Source organism: Amycolatopsis sp. w19 (assembly GCF_051373225.1).
GTDB lineage: Bacteria > Actinomycetota > Actinomycetes > Mycobacteriales > Pseudonocardiaceae > Amycolatopsis > Amycolatopsis japonica.
Window position 1 is genome coordinate 174,436 of the sequence record NZ_JBPQFM010000003.1, and the last position, 16,479, is coordinate 190,914.

Here is a 16,479-nt window from a genome sequence, read left to right on the forward strand (position 1 = left end):
CATCGCGTCGCGTGGTTGTGATCCCCTGCGGAGCGTTGCGAAAGCCACTTTCGCAACCTTCAACGTTGCGAAAGTGGCTTTCGCAACGCCTGCTCGGCCCTCAGCAGCACCCCGAGAAGTACGTGAAGGCCCCCTTCCTTGCGCTGGACGCAAGGAAGGGGGCCTTCACGTACTTCAGCTCTTGGCGCGCACTTCGGCCTCGGCGTCGGCGGCCGCTTCCTGCTGCGCCAGCTCGTACTCGGCCGCGTCCGAAGCGGCGGCGGCCGCTTCCGGGGCGCCACCGTGCAGCAGCCGCGCGACCTCACCGCGCAGCGTCACGAACTCGGCGGACTCGCGCGTGGTGATCTGGTCCCGCTCCGCGGGCAGCCCGACGGGGAGGTCCGCGACGATCTTCGCGGGCGACTTCGACAGCACCAGCACGCGGTCCGACAGGTAGACGCTCTCGTCGATGTCGTGCGTGACGACGAGGACCGTGCTGCCGTTCTCGCGCTGCACGCGCCGCGTCAGGTCCTCGAGTTCGAACCGCGTCTGCGCGTCGACCGACGCGAACGGCTCGTCCATCAGCAGCAGGGCGGGACGGCTGGCCAGCGCCCGCGCGATCGACACACGCTGCTGCATACCGCCCGAGAGCTGCCACGGGAACTTCGAGCCGACCCCGGACAGGCCGACCGACTCCAGCGCCTCCTGCGCCCGCGTCCGGCGTTCGGAACGGCTCAAATTGCGCCACCGCAAGGGGAACTCGACGTTCTTCGCGACCGAGAGCCACGGGAACAGCGAGCGGCTGTAGTCCTGGAACACCACTGCCAGGTCCTCCGGCACGCCGGAGACGTCGTCGCCGTGCAGGCTGACGCGGCCGGACGTCGGCTTGATCAGCCCGGCGATGCAGCGCAGGAGCGTGGACTTGCCGCAGCCCGACGGGCCGACGATGCTCGCGAGCTGTCCCGCTTCCACGGTGAACGACAGATCGTTGACCGCGACGTGCGCCTTTTCTCCCGCGCCGTACCGGTGGTTCAGCCCGGAGACTTCGAGCATGGTTGACATCTTGCTGACCCTTCGTGTCCTTGAGGCGAAGCCGCGACCGCGATCGACGTCGGCAGGGCGCTCGTTCGTGACGCTTGTCGAGTTGCGCGGTCCGGCGCCCCGCCACCGCGATAGCGGGGCCGGCGGCCGGGGCGGCTTCGAACCTGTGGCTGATTTCCTCTGCATCCCTCTGCTCCGCCGTCCAACCGACTAGATACGGCCGTTGCGGGTGGGCTGCCAGCGAAGCACTCTCTGCTCCACCGCGAGGAAGGCCGCGTTGAACCCGAAGCCGAGCAGTCCGAGCAGGACCAGCCACGACCACATGAGCGGGAAGTCGAACGCCTGCTGGGCGTCCATCAGGGACCGGCCGATGCCGTTGTAGGAGCCGACCAGTTCCGAGATCACCATCAGCAGCAGGGAGATGGACAGGCTCAGCCGCAGGCCGGCGAAGATCTTCGGCCCGGCTGCGGGGAGCACGATCGAGCGCACCCAGTACGACCGCGGGGTCCGGAACGACTTCGCGGTGTCGATCTTCACCTGGTCCACCGACCGGACGCCGTCCACGGTGTTGAGCAGTACCGGCCAGATCGCGCCGAAGATGATCGACCCGGTCTGCATCCCCGGCCCGAGTCCGAAAAGGACGATGAACACCGGGATCAGCGCGGGCGGCGGGACCGAGCGGAAGAACGCGAAAAGTGGCCCGACGTAGTCCATTCCCGTCTTGGACCGTCCCAAGAGGACACCCAGCGCCACACCGAACGCGCCGGCCAGCAGCCAGCCGCCGAGCGTCCGGCCGAGGCTGGGGAGCACGTTGTCGAACACCGTGTCGGTCAGGAACAGCTGCGAGGCCGGGCCGGTGAACCACAGTTTCGCCGAAGCGCTCAGGATCTCGCTCGGCGGCGGGAAGAACGGGCTTTCCGCGAGCCGGGTCGCCAGCTCCCAGATCCCGATCAGGGCGAAGAAGAGCAGCCAGTTGCGGACGAGGATGCCGATACCCCGGCCCACGCGCCTGCCGACGCGGCTGGTCAGCGTGAGGGTCGTCACGAGACCGCCTCCCGGTCGACCGTGCTCCAGCGGAACGCCCGCCTGCCGATCATCTCGAGCCCGCCGTTGATGAGGAAGCCGAGCGCGCCGACCACCACGGTGCCGGCGAGCACGAGGTCGAACCTGGTGGAGCCGGTGCTGGCCTGCATGATGAAGTTGCCGATGCCGAGTTTGGCCCCGGCGAGGAACTCGGTACTGACCACCGCGATCAGCGCGATGTTGGCGGACAGCCGCACCCCGGTGAACACGAACGGCGCGGTATGCGGCAGCGCCACCGACGTCAGCGTCCGGAACTTGCTCGTACCGCAGGCCTTCGCGGTCTCCAGCAGCACGGGGTCGATCTCGCCGAGCGCGTAGATCGTGTTGAACATGATGGGCCACAACGACGCGTACACGGCCAGCGTGATCTTCGCCTCGGGCCCGCCGCCGATCAGCAGGAGCACCAGCGGGATCAGCGCGACGGCGGGGATCGGCCGCAGGAACTCGATGACCACCGCGGTCGCCGTGCGCAGGCCGGGGATGCTGCCGAGCAGCAGGCCGGCGGGCACCGCGATGGCGACCGCGATCAGCAGGGCGATCGCCCACGCGAGGAACGTGGCGATCAGGTCCCGGACGAACTGGGTCTCACCGAACTGTTCGACGATCGTCACGAGGACGACGGACGGCGGGGGGAGGAACTCTTTACGGACCAGGCCGGCCTGGACGATCACTTCCCAGACGAGGAAGAAACCGGCCAGACCGGCAAGGGCACGGAGAAGTCGTGGCACCTTTACCTTTATCCAGCTTGAGGGGCGAGCATCGGAGCGGCGTCGAGCTTGGCCCCGATCACTCCGGTCTGCAGCAGCAGATCCGGTACCCGCTGCAGGCGACGGGCGTCCAGAGTGGACCCGAACGTCGGCAGCGTGAGCAGTGAAGCGGTTTCCGCGTCGACCCTGGCGTACTTGACGATGAGGGGTTCGATCTTGGAGCGGTCGGCCGCGTCGCGCACGGCCTTGCCCAGTGCGCGCTGGAACGCGGCCAGCGTCTTGGGGTTCTTGTCCACGAAGGACCCGAGCGCGCCGAAGCCCGCCAGGGGGAAGTCCTGCGTGGCACCGGTCGAGATGTCGACGACCGGGGTCGCGCCGACGACCTTGGAGGCCTGGGTCAGGAACGGCTCGGGCAGGTAGCCCGCGTCGACCTGGCCCGACGAGAGCGCCGCGGCGATGTTCGGCAGCGCCATCGGCACCCACTGGACCTTGCTGGTGTCGACGCCGTGGTCCTTCATCACCGAGACGGTGAGCAGGTGGGAGGCGGTGTTCTTGTCGGTGATCGCGATCTTCTTGCCCGCGAGGTCGTTGATCGTCTTGACCGACGAGGTCGGCACGGTGACGACCGCGTTGCTCTTGGGGCTGGCCGAGACCGAGTCGGCGACGAGCCGGATGTCGGCCGCGCCCTTGCTCTTCGCGACGAAGAACGGCATGTAGGTGGAGAAGGCGATGTCGACCTCGCCACCGATCATCTTGGTCATCGCCTGCTGGCCGCTGGGCGCGTCGACCGCTTCGACCTCGAGACCTTCGGCCTTGAAGTAGCCGCCCTCCTGCGCCAGCCGCAGCGGCGCGAGGTCGACGACGGGCAGCAGGGCCACCTTGATCTTCGCCTTCTCAAGGCCGCCTTCCCCACCCGACGCCTTGGACGTGTCCTCGCCGCCGAGTGCGCCACAGGCGCCCAAGGTGGCCAGCATGAGCGCGCTCAGGGCGACGCCGACGGCACCCCGTCCTCTACGTACACCGCTCCTGCTCATGGCGTTTCGAAACAAAGCCAGCTCCTCGGAAACAATGAATCACCGTTGGGTTTTTTCATCCGTGTCGTGGCTTCAATCCGCCAGGCACGCGGTCACCTTAGAGATTTGCCCACCTGCTCACAATGGGTGTCGTGAGCGGGTGATCATTTTAGGCCATTCGCCCGATCACCTGATCACCCGCTTGGACATCATTACTTTCAGTGATCAATTTCCGAGAAATGTGACTATTAGATGTAATGCCGCATCGTCAGCTGGTGGCCTGCGCCGCGATCATCGGGCCGACGTCGATCTTGGTCGGGATCGCGCCCATCTGCAGCAGCAGATCCGGGACCCGCTGGATGCGACGGGGGTCCAGGGTGGACTGGAACGTCAGCAGCGTGGTCAGCGCGGCGGTGTCCTGGTCGATCCTGGCGTACTTGACCAGCAGTGGCTCGATCTTGGAGCGGTCCGCCGCGTCCCGGGTGGCCTTCTGCATGGCGCGCTGGAAGGCGGCCACGGTCTTCGGGTTCTCCGACACGAACTTGCCGAGCGAGCCGTAGCCCGCGGTGGGGAAGTCCTGGGTGGCGCCGGTGGCGGTGTCCACGACCGGGACGGTGCCCGCCTGCTTCGCGGTCTGGGTGATGAACGGCTCGGTCAGGAAGCCGGCGTCGATGTCGCCGTTCTTGAGCGCGGCGCCGACGTTCGGCAGCTGGATCGGCACCCACTGGACCTTGCTGGCGTCGACGCCGTGGTCCTTCATGACCGATTTGGAGAGGGTGTCCGAGACGGTGTTCGGCGCGGTGATGCCGATCTTCTTGCCCGCCAGGTCGCTGACGCTCTTCACCGACGACGTCGGCAGCGTGACCAGCATCGTGCTCTTCGGGCCGGCGGAGGAGGCGTCCGCGACCAGCTTGATGTCGGCGGTGTTCTTGCTCATCGCGATGAAGAACGGCGTGTAGCTCGCGTACGCGATGTCGACCTCGCCGCCGATCAGCTTGGTCAGCGAGATCTGGCCGGTGCCCGCCTCGATGGCCTCGACGTCGAGGCCCTCGTTCTTGAAGTAGCCGCCGTCCTGGGCGAGGCGCAGCGGGGCCAGGTCGATGGTCGACATCACGGCGACCTTGATCTTCGACTTCTCGAGGTTCCCCGAGCCGCCGGAGGAGGACGAATCGTCACCGCCGAGCAGGCCGCAGCCGCTGACCGATACCGAGACGACGGCCGCCATCGCGAATGCGAGGGCTCCACGTCGACCCCGGCTGATGCCCAAGGCCTTCTTCGAGCTTGCAGAGCCAAGCAAAGTGGTGCTCCTGATCGAGGGGGAGGACACGTGATGACGTGGCCTGATGTGGAATTCGGAAGTGACTCTTTGTCGAGTCACGGGCCCACTGTAGAGAACACACACTGTGCTCACAATGGGTGGTCATCCCATGATCCCAAGTGGTAACGATCACCCGAACAGGTTGTTTGTCAGAAGTGAACACAACTGGGCGTGTTCGCGGCGGGGACTTGTTGACAACTGAGCGCCGACGGGTCAAGAGCCGTCCGGGGCCTTCTCGTGTGTCTTGACCGAAGGGTTACATCTGGGCCGCCCGTTCGCTACCCTCATGCACCGGTAGTGAGGTGTGGACCACTGATGTAGTGAAAGAGAGTGCCTTGGATGGCCGAACGCTCTGGACCTTTCCCGAGGTGCAAGGCACTCTGTGTCGAACACGTCCCTGATGTCGAACACGGCCGTGCTTCACTGGTGTGCGCTCGCGCACTTGCGGGTTAGGCCGAATAGACCAATGACGTCAGGCGGGATTTCGGCCAAGTGCACTTGAGAGACTGCGTCAAAGACGACTTCCTCATTCGTCAGAGTGAGCACTCGCGTCCAACGTCTCCCTGCCGGGTGGCAGGAGCGTGCGGGTAGTGGTCTCCGACAACCGACCCAGGCAGCAGCAGAACGGCATGTCCAAAATGGGCTTTCCCGGCCCGAATGAAGATGATGGTGGTGCGGCGGTGCCGAACGAAGACACCGCGGGGGTGGGAGGGACCCCTGCGCGGGAAACCGGAGACGGTCCTGGTGGGAAGGCCGGGTCGTTCCTGGGCCTGCGTAACTGGCGTCTGCGATCGAAGCTCGCGGCCGTCCTGATCATTCCGACGCTGACCGCGCTCGCGCTCGGCACGCTCCGCGTGATCGACGACAGCGGTGAGGCGGCCCGGTTCCAGGACACGGCCGACCAGGTCGCGTTCGCCGACAAGATCACCCTCGTGGTGCACGAGCTGCAGAGCGAACGCGCGCTCGCCGTCGCCCGGATCGCCTCGCAGGACCCGTCGCGTCAGAACGGCCTCGACGCGCAGATCGCCAAGGTCGACCGCGCCGTCGACGACCTGCGGGCCTCGGCGAACCAGATCAACCCGGACGACCAGGACACGAGGGACCGCTACTCGCGCGGTCTGCAGCGGCTCGACGCCCTGCGCCCGCTGCGCGGCGCGATGAACACCTCGCTGCTGGGCGACACCCCGGTCCTCATCGCCTACTCCGGCATCCTCGACTCGCTGGTCCAGCTCGGCCGCGAAGTGACCACCGCGGTGGCGAACCGCGACGTGCTCCGGCTCGGCGTCACCGTGCAGGCCATCAGTGAGAGCAAGGAGTTCATCGCCCGCGGTGACGCGGCGCTGCTGATCGCCTCCTTCCGCTCCGGATTCCCCGGCGACCTGTTCGACCAGGCCCGTTCGGCGGTCGCGAGCGGTGACGCCTCCACGGCGGCCTTCATCGCCAACGCCAGCCCCGAACAGCGGCAGCTCTACTCGGACACCTTCTCCGGCCCCGAGGTCGACGACCGGCGCCGGATCACCACCATGGCGTTCTCGCTGCACCAGCAGAACGAGCCGCCGGCGATCGACAACGTCGCGCTCGGCAACGACAGCCGCGTCGCGCTGGACAAGCTGCGCGCGGTCGAGACCAACCTGCTCGGCCAGCTGCGGGCACAGGCCGACGGTCTGGCCACCGACGCGATCAACTCGGCCTGGATCGGCGGCGCGATCGTGCTGCTGGCCCTGCTCGCGGCGCTGTTCCTGATGCTCGTCATCGCCCGCCTGATGCTGCGCCCGCTGCGGGTGCTGCGGAAGACGGCGCTCGACGTGGCCTACACACGACTGCCGGAAACCGTGCAAGCGATCCTCGACGACCCGGACCCGGTCAACGCCTCGAAGCGGTCGGTCGAGCCGGTGCCCGTCACTTCGCGTGACGAGATCGGTGAAGTTGCGCGGTCGTTCGACGTCGTCCACGAACAGGCCGTCAAGATGGCCGCCGAGCAGGCCCTCCTGCGCGAGAACGTCAACGGCATCTTCGTGAACCTGTCCCGCCGGTCGCAGCGGCTGGTGGAACGCCAGCTGGGCGTGATCGACCGGCTCGAGGCCGACGAGCAGGACCCGGACCACTTGGCCAGCCTGTTCGAGCTCGACCACCTCGCCACGCGGCTGCGCCGCAACGGTGAAAGCCTCCTGGTGCTCTCGGGCGCCGGTCTCGCGAAGTCGGTGCCCAAGCCGGTGCCCGCCGCCGACGTCATCGGCGCCGCGGTCTCGGAGATCGAGCAGTACGCCCGGATCGAGATCGGGATCGTCCCCGAGGTCGCCGTCCAGGGCCTGACGATCCACGACCTCGTGCACGTGCTCGCGGAACTGCTGGACAACGCCACCTACTTCTCCGAGCCGGAGACGAAGGTGACCGTCCGCGCGGTGATCACCCGCAAGAAGGCGCTCGCCATCCAGGTCACCGACCACGGTGTCGGCATGACCGAGGAGCGGCTCGCCGAGGTCAACCAGCGGCTGGCCGACCCGCCGGACCTGGACGTCTCGGTGACCCGGCGGATGGGCCTGTACGTGGTCGCGCGCCTGGCGCGCCGCCACGGCATCGAGGTCCGGCTCCGGGAGAACGAGGACATCGAGGGCGGCGTGATCGCGCGGGTCGTCGTGCCCGCCGAGCTGCTCACGCAGATGCGGCCCGGCGCGCGCAACACCCCGCCGCCGTCGAACCGCTCGGAAACGTCGATGCCTTCGATGCCGTCGATCTCCGAGACGTCGCTGCCGAACATCCCGATGTCCGACCGCGGCCTGGAGATGACCCCGCCGCCGCCGTCGAAGCCGCCGGCCGCTCCGCAACCGGTCGCGTCGCAGGGCGGGCTCGTCCCGCTCGACCAGCCGATCAGCCTCGACGACCTGGTCGCGGGCAAGAACGCGGCGGGGCCGTTCCTCAGCCCCGCGTCCCCCGCCGAAGAGGCCCCGGCGTGGCCGACGGCCGAAGACATCTCGCCGACGAACGGCGACGGCGCCTCCAGCGGCACCGAGACCCAGTTCGCGTCGCTGGTGCTGCCGAAGCGGGAGCCGAAGTACACACCGGTCGAGCCGCCGAGCAAGCCGGAAGAGCCTTCGGACGCGGGCAAGTCGGCGCTCGAGGACGACGTGCCCACGCGGCGGCTGCCGATCTACCAGTCGGTGCTCTCGCGCTGGTTCAGCGAAGGTGACGAGGCCGGGGGCGACACCCCGACCACCTACACCGAGCCGGTCGGATCCGAGCTGCCCGTGCGGACCCCGAACGGTGCCGCCGAAACGGCGGAACCCGTCGGCAGGGACACTGAGGAGCCATCCGAGGAGGCATTGCCCACTCGGACCCCGCGGAGTGTTCCGCCGGAGACGGTGCTCCAGGACAATGGCTGGCGCAGCGCGTCGGACGACGGCTGGCAGGCGGCGCAGGTCCTGTACGAAGACCGGAACGACGAGATCACCCCGGCGGGCCTGCCCAAACGGGTGCCGAACCAGTACCTCGTCCCCGGCTCGATCGGCGGGAATGAGCCGAAGAAGGAAGACTCGTTCGCCGACAAGACCTCCGGAATGCCGGGCACGGGCGCGATCGCCCGCTCGGCGACGGCGGCGCGGAGTCGGATGGCAAGCTTCCAGCAGGGCTACAAGTCGGGACGGCACGCGTTGAAGGAACGCCCGATCGACGCGCTGGATGACAACGGCGTTCCGGTGACCGGCAGGGATACCCCTGCCGATGACAGCAGTGAGGAGTGACAGTGACACGGGCGGGTGCGATGCAGCCGGGTGGTCCGGCGCAGCCTGGCGGCCAGGCGCAGGGTAAAGGACACACGAGCAGCTTTGCCTGGCTGATCACGGATTTCGTGCACCGGGTCCCGGGCGCGGCGCATGCCGTGGTGGTGTCGGCGGACGGTTTGCTGCTGGCGTCCTCGAAGGGACTTCCCAAGGACAGGGCCGATCAGCTGGCGGCGGTCGCGTCGGGGCTCACGAGCCTCGCGCGCGGTGCGGCGAAGGTGTTCGAGGGCGGCACGGTCGCGCAGACGGTGGTCGAGATGGCCAACGGCTTCCTCTTCCTGATGTCGGTGTCCGACGGTTCCTGCCTGGCGGTCCTCGGATCGCCGGAGAGCGACATCGGCTTGGTCGTCTACGAGATGACCCTGCTGGTGGAACGGGTGGGGCAACAGCTGACACCGGAGATGCGCGCGCAGCTGCAGGGCGCGTCGGTCCGCCGCTGAGCGACCGGGAACCGAGGAGAATGCCGTGGACGACGGGCGCTTGAGGGGCGATGGCCGGCTCGGTGACGACTTCTCCGGCGGGTGGTCGGAACGAGACGACGGCCGGGAGGACTGGACGTCCTTCCGGGACCGGGTCGACCGCGAATGGCGATCGCGAAGGGCACAGGGGTCGGACAACGACCCCGTGTCCCCGGACGAAGCCTCCCGCTGGCTGACCGATTCGAACGCGGGACAGGGCCCCGCCGACTTCAGCGTCTCGGACTACCGGGAACGCCTGCTCGGCGGGCCGGGGGCGGAGCTGTTCGGTGGTGGCAGCGGTCCGCTCTACGACTCGGGCGAGTTCGCCAAGTTCTCCTTCGACAAGGAGGAGGAGCGCCGGGCGGCGGCCGCCGCCGACCCGCTCGCCGCGGCCCTGCCGCAGCAGGCGCAGAACGAGTTCGTCGACGAGCAGTACACCACCGACGTCGAATCCTCCGGCCTGGTCCGGCCGTATTTCCGCACGCGGGGCCGGACCAAGCCGACGTACGACCTTGCCATCGAGGCGTTGATCTCGACCAGCGAACAGGGACGTGTGCTCGATCGGGTACGCGTCCCCGAACACCGGTCGATCTGCGACCTTTGCCTGGACACCCGGTCCGTCGCCGAAGTCGCGGCGCTGTTGCGCCTGCCGCTCGGCGTGGTCCGGGTGCTGATCGGAGACGTGGCCGGCCTCGGTCTGGTCCTGGTGCACACCGCCAGCCAGAACGTGGGTGACCGGCCGAGTATCGAGTTCATGGAGAGGGTGCTCAGTGGGCTTCGGAGAATTTGACTCCGACGCGAATGCGCCGCAGGTGACCGGACCGACTTCGTCGGCCAAGATCGTGGTCGCTGGCGGATTCGGCTCGGGGAAGACCACGCTGGTCGGAGCGGTTTCGGAGATCGATCCGCTGACCACCGAGGCCATGATGACCGAGGCCAGTACCGGCGTCGACGACAATTCGGCCACCCCGAACAAGTCGACGACGACCGTGGCCATGGACTTCGGCCGGATTTCGCTGGACTCGGATCTGGTGCTGTACGTGTTCGGTACGCCGGGCCAGCACCGGTTCTGGTTCATGTGGGACGACCTCGCGGTCGGCGCCATCGGTGCCGTCGTGCTGGTCGACACGCGGCGGCTCGCCGACGCGTTCCCGTCGATCGACTTCTTCGAGAACCGGAAGCTGCCGTACGTCGTGGCGATCAACTGCTTCGACCGGCTGCTGCACCACCAGATCGAGGACGTCCGGCACGCGCTGACGATCTCACCGTCCGTGCCGATCATGGCCTGTGACGCCCGGGAACGTGAGTCCGCCAAGCAGGTGTTGATCTCGGTCGTGCAGCACGCCATCGCACACGATTCGGCGTTGCGCGCGGGCTAAAAGGGACGAAAGCCCGGAGCGGATGCGGCCGTTGGAGTGAACTCGGCAGGCTTCACCCGCTTCGGGGAGTGGTGTCACCGGTCGGATCGAACGCGGGGCGACCCCTTTCACGCGATCCGGCACCGACGACCCCCGATCGAGTGGTCGCAACGCCGGTGACCTGCGCGGACGCCGGTTCACACCTGGTCGCGCCAGGCCACCACAGGGTGACCCACGAATGCGTGGTTCACGATGTGTCGACGCGGTGAGCGGCTGGACGTTTACGTTCGGTTAACGCCGTCGGCCGGGTGGCGGGCTCGACACGATCGACGGGACGAATACGCTGGGTGGAGGCGTCTTTCGGCTGGTCATCGGGAGACGCCCGGACCACGCCGCCCAGGTGGTCTTGACGCAGCGAGGAGGGACTTGTGACGGCATCCGGGCAGCAAAGCTCGTTCGGCTGGCTCATCACGGATTTCGCGCGCCGGGTTCCCGGTGCGGCGCACGCCGTGCTGGTCTCCGCGGACGGGCTTCTCCTCGCGCCGTCGGAGGGACTGCCGCAGGAACGGGCCGAACAGCTCTCCGCGGTCGCCTCCGGGCTGATCAGCCTCACCGCCGGCGCGGCCCGCTGCTTCGACGCGGGCGGGGTCAACCAGACCGTCGTCGAGATGGAACGCGGCTACCTCTTCCTCATGTCGGTCGCCGACGGCTCGTCACTCGCCGTGCTGGCCGCACCGACCTGCGACATCGGCACCGTGGCCTACGAGATGACGCTGCTCGTCGAGCGGGTCGGCCAGCAGATCACCCCTGAGCTGCGGGCGCAGCTGCAGGGCGGCGTACGTGGGTGACCGATGAAGATCAGCGGATTCACCGAACCGGACCCCTCCGGCTGGGACTCCCTTTATCAGGGCACCGAACGCGAGGCCTTCGATTCGCCTAGCCGGTTCGAGCTGAGCTCGATCAGCACGGTGATGCCGCGGCGTCCGGCCGCGCCGCCTCCCGAACCGGCGCCTCCTGCGTCTCTCGCACCTCCCGCGCCGATGCCTTCGCCGATCCGGCAGTCGCCTCCGCGGCCCGCGCCCGCCGACGTCGCGCCCGCTTCGATCTACCTGCCGCCGGCTTCGGGTTCCCGGGTCCGGCCCTACACCCGCACCGGTGGGCGCACCCGCACCGCGCACGACCTGGCGCTGGAGGCGCTGGTGTCGACCAGCGAGGACGGCCGCCGGTACCGCGGCGTGCGGACCCCCGAACACCGGCAGATCTGCGACCTCTGCCTGGACACCCGCTCGATCGCGGAGATCGCCGCGCATCTGCGGCTGCCGCTGGGCGTGGTGAAGGTGCTCGTGGGCGATATGGCGGACGCCGGTCTGGTGCTGATCCACCAGACGGAGCTGATCCTCGGTGATTCCTCTTCGCGCGCCTTCATGGAACGCGTGCTTCAAGGCCTTCGCGCCCTCTGACCCCCCGCATTTCGTCCTCTAAATGCGCGCCGGTGCAAGTCGCCCTCAAGGTGACTACTTTGCGGTGATGTATCAGCGCGTTCGGTAGCAAACTGTGTCGCGTCTCGATTAGATCCGTCGGCCTGACGCCGAGCGGTGCCTTGCTACCAGATCGAAGGGGGTTACCGATGGCTGTGACGGTTCACGCGCATTGGGTGTTCATCGCCGACGGCGATGGTGATCTCTTCGATTACTGCGACAAGGTGATGCGAGCGCTGCTCGAGCAGGAACGCTGCCTCGAAGGAATCGCGGTCTCCGCGGATGGCGGACGAGCGGTCATGGAGATCGAGGCCGATGTTTCCGGCGATGATCGCTCGCACGCGATCGCGAAGGCTCATGCCGCCGTCCGGTCCGCCCTGCATTCGGTCGGGATCGGGACGCCGGATTGGCCGACACACGGCGAGGCCATGTCGATGGTGCTGAAGGATCTACGCACCGAGTAACTCGCGTAGCTGCGCATTTAGCGGTCTATTGAGGGGTAAGTCAAAGGTGGCGTGATGGAGTCGGCGGTGCGAGCGGGCTCGCCACCGAGGCCTAGCATCCCCCTCGGACTGTCCAAAAAGGTCACTTTACGAGATCAAACCGTCCGATTTGGGCACTTTGCGCAGTATTGTCCGGGGGTCGTGAGTGGCAATGGTCGTTCTAACCCTCTTTGTCACTCACGACCCTCCCGGGAACCGGACATCATGACATAAATCGGGTACTCAATCCGCGCAGGGTGTCCGTTGTGGACGCATCGCGCCGGAGTCATTCCCGCCAGTCATTCCGGAATCCCGCGCGGCAGGGTCCGATCACGCCATGTTCGACTTACCCTCAATAAATGCGGAGAGTGGTCAGCCCTCCGCCGGGGCGGCCGACGTGATCCGGTGCAGTGGGTAAATGCGAGCACGCAAGGCGACGCGGAGACCATGAGTACATGTCGTGACCTAAAATCACGCTATGTCATCAGGTGGTCGGCCGCTGATCCTCGCGTTCGGTGACGAATCCTTCAAGGAATCCGACGTTGACGGCTTCTACGTACTGGTGGCCGCCGTCTTCGACCCAGCGGTACACGACGAAGCCCGGATCGTCATGGCGGAGCTCCGGGGTAGGCGGCGAATCCCCAAACTCCACTGGAACGAGATGGATCCTGCGGAACAAGCGGCCGCCGTCAAGACCCTCGCCGACCTCGACGGATTCCACCTTGTCGCGGTCGGCTCCCCGGTACCCCGGCGGCGGCAGGAACGGGCCCGGACCGGTTGCCTTCGGCGTCTGACTCTCGAGCTTTCCGCGTTCGACGTCGAAATGCTCGTCCTCGAGTCACGGACAGCCACTTTGAACGCTCGGGATGTCGAGACGGTCAGAGGCGCCAGATTCGGTTTGCCAAAGGGCACCCGGTTCCGGGTCGTCCATGAGAAAGGCAAGGACGAACCCTTGCTCTGGGCCGCGGATATCGTCGCCGGCGCGATCAGGGCCACGAAGGACGGGCAACCCGGCTATCGGCGGCTGATCGAAGATCTCGTGTACGAGATCGACGTGGAGACCAGGTGCTAGGCGGACATGCGTAAGGCCAGGGTCCCGGTCTGCCCCGGGTGCACCTGGCCTTGCGACTCGCCTGACGTCCGCGACGTCACGCTCCGAACACAGTGTAGATCAGTCATGGCTGTAAAGCACGTTGCGGATGCGAGCGCGGGGCACCCGTACCGCATTCAGAGGACTAAATGCGGGGCGTGGTCAGTCCTCCACCAAGGCGGCCGACGTGATCCGGTGCAGCGGGTAGCGCTCGTTGTCGGTCCCTTCGAGGACCCCGCCGCCGACCCGCAGCGGCCGCACCACCCGCTGGCTCGCCGTCCCGCGTGAGTCGACGAACCCGATCCACACCTCGCGGCGTTCCATGGTCGCCTGGGACAGCAACGCCAGCGTCGCGGACGTGTCCCCGGCGCCGCCTCCCTGCGGCGCGCGCACAGTCTCGCCCCGTCGGCGCGCCGAAGCGGCGTCGCCGGCCCGGACGTGACCGACGATCTTGCCGACCTGCTCGTCGGTCAGCCCGGCAGGCTCTCCGGGCGCGCGACGCGCGGCACGCGCCTTCGCGGGCAGGCGGCGTCCGGACGGCCTGATGTCCATGACGCGTCCGTCGGGGCCTTCGGCGGCCGGAGCGAACCCGGCGGCGCGGAGCGCGTCGAGGACTTCGGCGAGCGGGTACGCGCTGATGAGCACTGTCGGCGCGATCATCCGCAAGCCGTACTCCGTCGCGACGGGGCTGCCCATGACCTCCGCGAGCAGCGACGCGTCGTCGCAGCGCAGGAACGACTCGGCGGCCCCGCCGCGCAGCCGTCCGTGCCGCCGGGCGACGTCGTCGATGAGGTAGCTCAGCGATTGGGGCACCGGCGTCGCCGACTTCGACGTGAACAGCTGATGCAGTTCGCCCGCGGTCCGCCCGGTGTCGAGCGCGCGCCGCACGGACGTCTCGGTGATCCGGTAGACGGTCGCGTGCCCGGCCGATTCGATGTCGGCGACGGCGGTCATCTCCGCCGCGAGTTCCGCTTCCAACGGCCCCGGCGCGACCACGGTCAGGTCGGCCTGGACGAGCACGTGGTCCACCGGACGAGGCAGCGCGTCGAGCATCGCCTCGATCGCCCCGGGGCGATCCTCGGCCAGCAACGCCCGGGTCGCCGTGGTGAGCCCGCCGAGGCCGATCAGGCCGATTGCGGCCCCCTCGGCCATCGTCCAGCGCACGGTCTCGTCCCGCAGCCGCCCGCCCCGCCGCGGCGCGCGCCAGGCGAGCGCGGCGACCAGCTCGTCGGTGCTCTTCACACCGGCGCCTTCGGGCAGTGCCGCCAGCGCGAGGAGGATCCGGCGCCGCGAAGTGGGCGCCAGCGGACGGCGCAGGTCTTCCGAAAGCGGCGCGATCGGCTTGTCCTTCGCGTCCCGCCCGCCGGCGAGACCGGGCAGCCGGGGCAGTTCGAGCCAGGCCTGCGCGACCGTCATCCAGCGCTGCGCGGTCGGCGACGCGAGCCACGAATCCGTGAGCGTCGTCGGCACCCATTCCGGCGTGGTCGCTTCGCTGTCGGCCACCAGACCGGCGCCCACCGCGATCTCCGCGAGCAGGGTCACCCGCGCCTCGTCGACGTCGAGATCCTTCGCGAGCTTCTTCAGTTCGCGGACCCCGAGCCCGCCGGACTTCAGCACCGGTGGTGGCGACTCCGACCAGGCGCGAAGCATGTTTTCGGTCTGGCGCAAGAACTCCATCGCCTCGCCGGCCGCCGTTGTGTCCACAGTGGACTGCTGGTGCGGATGGACGGGGAGCTCCGGCTCGCGCAGCGACGCCGGCTCGAACACCACCCCGCCGCGCAGCGCGATCCCGATCTCACGCGGCAGCTCGACGGTCTGGTCGTCCCGGCGCAGCAGCAGTCCCCTGGCGAGCAGCCGCTGGACGGGGTTCTGCGCCCGTTCCAGCGGGACGTCCGCCGACGCGTCGCGGGTGCGGCCGATCGGCGGCCCGGCGGCCAGCGTCGTCAGCAGGGCGCGTTCGTCCTCGCCGACCTCCGCGAGCGCGGCCTCGATATCCGTTCCGGCGAGTGAGGGAGACGAGACCCCGAGCCCGGCGGGGAAGGGGCCGAGCGCGTCGCGGGCCGACGGCGGGACGCGCAGCGCGTCGTCGTCACCCCAGACCAAGGCCCGCTTGCGCAGCAGCGTCAGCGCCTCGCCGATCTCCGTGCCCGCGAGCCGCGCGACCTCGGCCGCGGCGACCGGATCGGTGTCCGCTCCGGCCAGCAGCAGGGCGTCGAGTACAGCGAGGGTGAAGGTGTCGAGGTCTTCGCAGGCACGCGCGACGGAGCCCGGCGTGCCTGCCCGGGTGGCGAGCACGATGGTGTCGGACGGGGGTGGCGTGGACAGGTCGCGACGCGTGCGCAGCAGCGCGGCGAGGGCGTCGTCGGACTCCTGGCGCAGCCAGTCCGCCAGGGATGGCGCGGGCATAGACGACCAGGATACCGGGCGGGTGGTGGCCCGGCAGCCGCGTTCGGGCAGACTGTCCCCTGAGAACGGCTTGACCATGCTCTGGAGGACGTTGTGGCGAAGGGCGATAACAAGAAGCGCGCGGGCATCGACCCCACGTGGCCCGGTGAAGACGGAGAGCACCCCGTCACCGAGCTCGCGTCCGATCGGCAGGGCGCCTTGTCCCCGTTCGGCGACGTGACCTTCCCCCTCGACGCGGTGCCGTACGTGCACCCCGAGACCGAGATCAACCGGTAAGAAGCTACTGGCGG

15 protein-coding genes are annotated in these 16,479 nt (G+C 68.3%); 9 read left to right on the plus strand and 6 right to left on the minus strand.

The genetic code is table 11. The annotated features are described in order from the left end of the window. Window positions 1-174 precede the first annotated feature (174 nt). From ACSMFO_RS08405 to ACSMFO_RS08425, 5 genes are all read right to left on the minus strand, one after another. The gene (locus tag ACSMFO_RS08405) at window positions 175-1,041 is read right to left on the minus strand and encodes an ABC transporter ATP-binding protein (protein ID WP_436457838.1); all 867 of its coding nucleotides are present in this window, start codon (window positions 1,039-1,041) and stop codon (window positions 175-177) included. A 189-nt stretch (window positions 1,042-1,230) separates the two neighbouring features. Beyond that, on the minus strand, window positions 1,231-2,064 hold the full coding sequence (locus ACSMFO_RS08410) for an ABC transporter permease (RefSeq protein WP_436457839.1): 834 nt from the start codon (window positions 2,062-2,064) through the stop codon (window positions 1,231-1,233). Then, window positions 2,061-2,831: an ABC transporter permease gene (locus ACSMFO_RS08415; protein ID WP_038507842.1), complete on the minus strand. Its 771-nt coding sequence runs from the start codon at window positions 2,829-2,831 to the stop codon at window positions 2,061-2,063. Before ACSMFO_RS08415 ends, ACSMFO_RS08410 begins: the two co-directional genes overlap by 4 nt. A gap of 8 nt (window positions 2,832-2,839) precedes the next feature. Beyond that, a complete protein-coding gene (locus ACSMFO_RS08420; protein WP_436457841.1) occupies window positions 2,840-3,844 on the minus strand; it encodes an ABC transporter substrate-binding protein in 1,005 nt (334 codons plus the stop codon). Window positions 3,845-4,091: 247 nt separating this feature from the next. Next, window positions 4,092-5,048 (minus strand): ABC transporter substrate-binding protein, encoded by a 957-nt coding sequence (locus tag ACSMFO_RS08425; protein WP_038507846.1) that lies wholly within the window; start codon window positions 5,046-5,048, stop codon window positions 4,092-4,094. Between the two features lie 722 nt (window positions 5,049-5,770). Between ACSMFO_RS08425 and ACSMFO_RS08430 the strand changes: the two genes are divergently transcribed. From ACSMFO_RS08430 to ACSMFO_RS08465, 8 genes are all read left to right on the plus strand, one after another. Next, window positions 5,771-8,878, plus strand: a complete 3,108-nt coding sequence (locus ACSMFO_RS08430) for a sensor histidine kinase (RefSeq protein WP_436458334.1) — start codon at window positions 5,771-5,773, stop codon at window positions 8,876-8,878. Between the two features lie 20 nt (window positions 8,879-8,898). After that, window positions 8,899-9,357 (plus strand): roadblock/LC7 domain-containing protein, encoded by a 459-nt coding sequence (locus ACSMFO_RS08435; protein WP_085939650.1) that lies wholly within the window; start codon window positions 8,899-8,901, stop codon window positions 9,355-9,357. A 25-nt stretch (window positions 9,358-9,382) separates the two neighbouring features. Further along, window positions 9,383-10,165, plus strand: a complete 783-nt coding sequence (locus ACSMFO_RS08440; RefSeq protein ID WP_038507849.1) for a DUF742 domain-containing protein — start codon at window positions 9,383-9,385, stop codon at window positions 10,163-10,165. Next, complete coding sequence (locus tag ACSMFO_RS08445; RefSeq protein WP_007033392.1) at window positions 10,146-10,754, plus strand: GTP-binding protein; 609 nt, start codon at window positions 10,146-10,148, stop codon at window positions 10,752-10,754. Before ACSMFO_RS08440 ends, ACSMFO_RS08445 begins: the two co-directional genes overlap by 20 nt. A gap of 407 nt (window positions 10,755-11,161) precedes the next feature. After that, window positions 11,162-11,581 (plus strand): roadblock/LC7 domain-containing protein, encoded by a 420-nt coding sequence (locus ACSMFO_RS08450; protein ID WP_038507851.1) that lies wholly within the window; start codon window positions 11,162-11,164, stop codon window positions 11,579-11,581. Between the two features lie 3 nt (window positions 11,582-11,584). Continuing rightward, entirely contained in the window at window positions 11,585-12,193 is a 609-nt protein-coding gene (locus tag ACSMFO_RS08455; RefSeq protein ID WP_436457843.1) for a DUF742 domain-containing protein, read from the plus strand. A gap of 167 nt (window positions 12,194-12,360) precedes the next feature. After that, window positions 12,361-12,675, plus strand: a complete 315-nt coding sequence (locus ACSMFO_RS08460) for a hypothetical protein (RefSeq protein WP_436457845.1) — start codon at window positions 12,361-12,363, stop codon at window positions 12,673-12,675. Window positions 12,676-13,171: 496 nt separating this feature from the next. After that, complete coding sequence (locus ACSMFO_RS08465; protein WP_436457846.1) at window positions 13,172-13,765, plus strand: hypothetical protein; 594 nt, start codon at window positions 13,172-13,174, stop codon at window positions 13,763-13,765. A gap of 180 nt (window positions 13,766-13,945) precedes the next feature. Here the strand turns inward: ACSMFO_RS08465 and ACSMFO_RS08470 are convergent, their stop codons facing one another. Then, window positions 13,946-16,189, minus strand: a complete 2,244-nt coding sequence (locus tag ACSMFO_RS08470) for a helicase-associated domain-containing protein (protein ID WP_436457848.1) — start codon at window positions 16,187-16,189, stop codon at window positions 13,946-13,948. A gap of 93 nt (window positions 16,190-16,282) precedes the next feature. Here ACSMFO_RS08470 and ACSMFO_RS08475 point away from each other — a divergent pair, with 93 nt between their 5' ends. Next, window positions 16,283-16,465, plus strand: a complete 183-nt coding sequence (locus ACSMFO_RS08475; protein WP_037335631.1) for a hypothetical protein — start codon at window positions 16,283-16,285, stop codon at window positions 16,463-16,465. Window positions 16,466-16,479 lie beyond the last annotated feature (14 nt).

What these genes read in the sequence shown, in the direction of transcription:
- ACSMFO_RS08460 (WP_436457845.1), top strand. Translation starts at nt 12,361, where the DNA reads ATGGCTGTGACGGTTCACGCGCATTGGGTGTTCATCGCCGACGGCGAT.
- ACSMFO_RS08405 (WP_436457838.1), bottom strand. Translation starts at nt 1,041, where the DNA reads ATGTCAACCATGCTCGAAGTCTCCGGGCTGAACCACCGGTACGGCGCG.
- ACSMFO_RS08455 (WP_436457843.1), top strand. Translation starts at nt 11,585, where the DNA reads ATGAAGATCAGCGGATTCACCGAACCGGACCCCTCCGGCTGGGACTCC.
- ACSMFO_RS08435 (WP_085939650.1), top strand. Translation starts at nt 8,899, where the DNA reads ATGCAGCCGGGTGGTCCGGCGCAGCCTGGCGGCCAGGCGCAGGGTAAA.
- ACSMFO_RS08470 (WP_436457848.1), bottom strand. Translation starts at nt 16,189, where the DNA reads ATGCCCGCGCCATCCCTGGCGGACTGGCTGCGCCAGGAGTCCGACGAC.
- ACSMFO_RS08420 (WP_436457841.1), bottom strand. Translation starts at nt 3,844, where the DNA reads ATGAGCAGGAGCGGTGTACGTAGAGGACGGGGTGCCGTCGGCGTCGCC.
- ACSMFO_RS08465 (WP_436457846.1), top strand. Translation starts at nt 13,172, where the DNA reads ATGTCATCAGGTGGTCGGCCGCTGATCCTCGCGTTCGGTGACGAATCC.
- ACSMFO_RS08430 (WP_436458334.1), top strand. Translation starts at nt 5,771, where the DNA reads ATGTCCAAAATGGGCTTTCCCGGCCCGAATGAAGATGATGGTGGTGCG.
- ACSMFO_RS08425 (WP_038507846.1), bottom strand. Translation starts at nt 5,048, where the DNA reads ATGGCGGCCGTCGTCTCGGTATCGGTCAGCGGCTGCGGCCTGCTCGGC.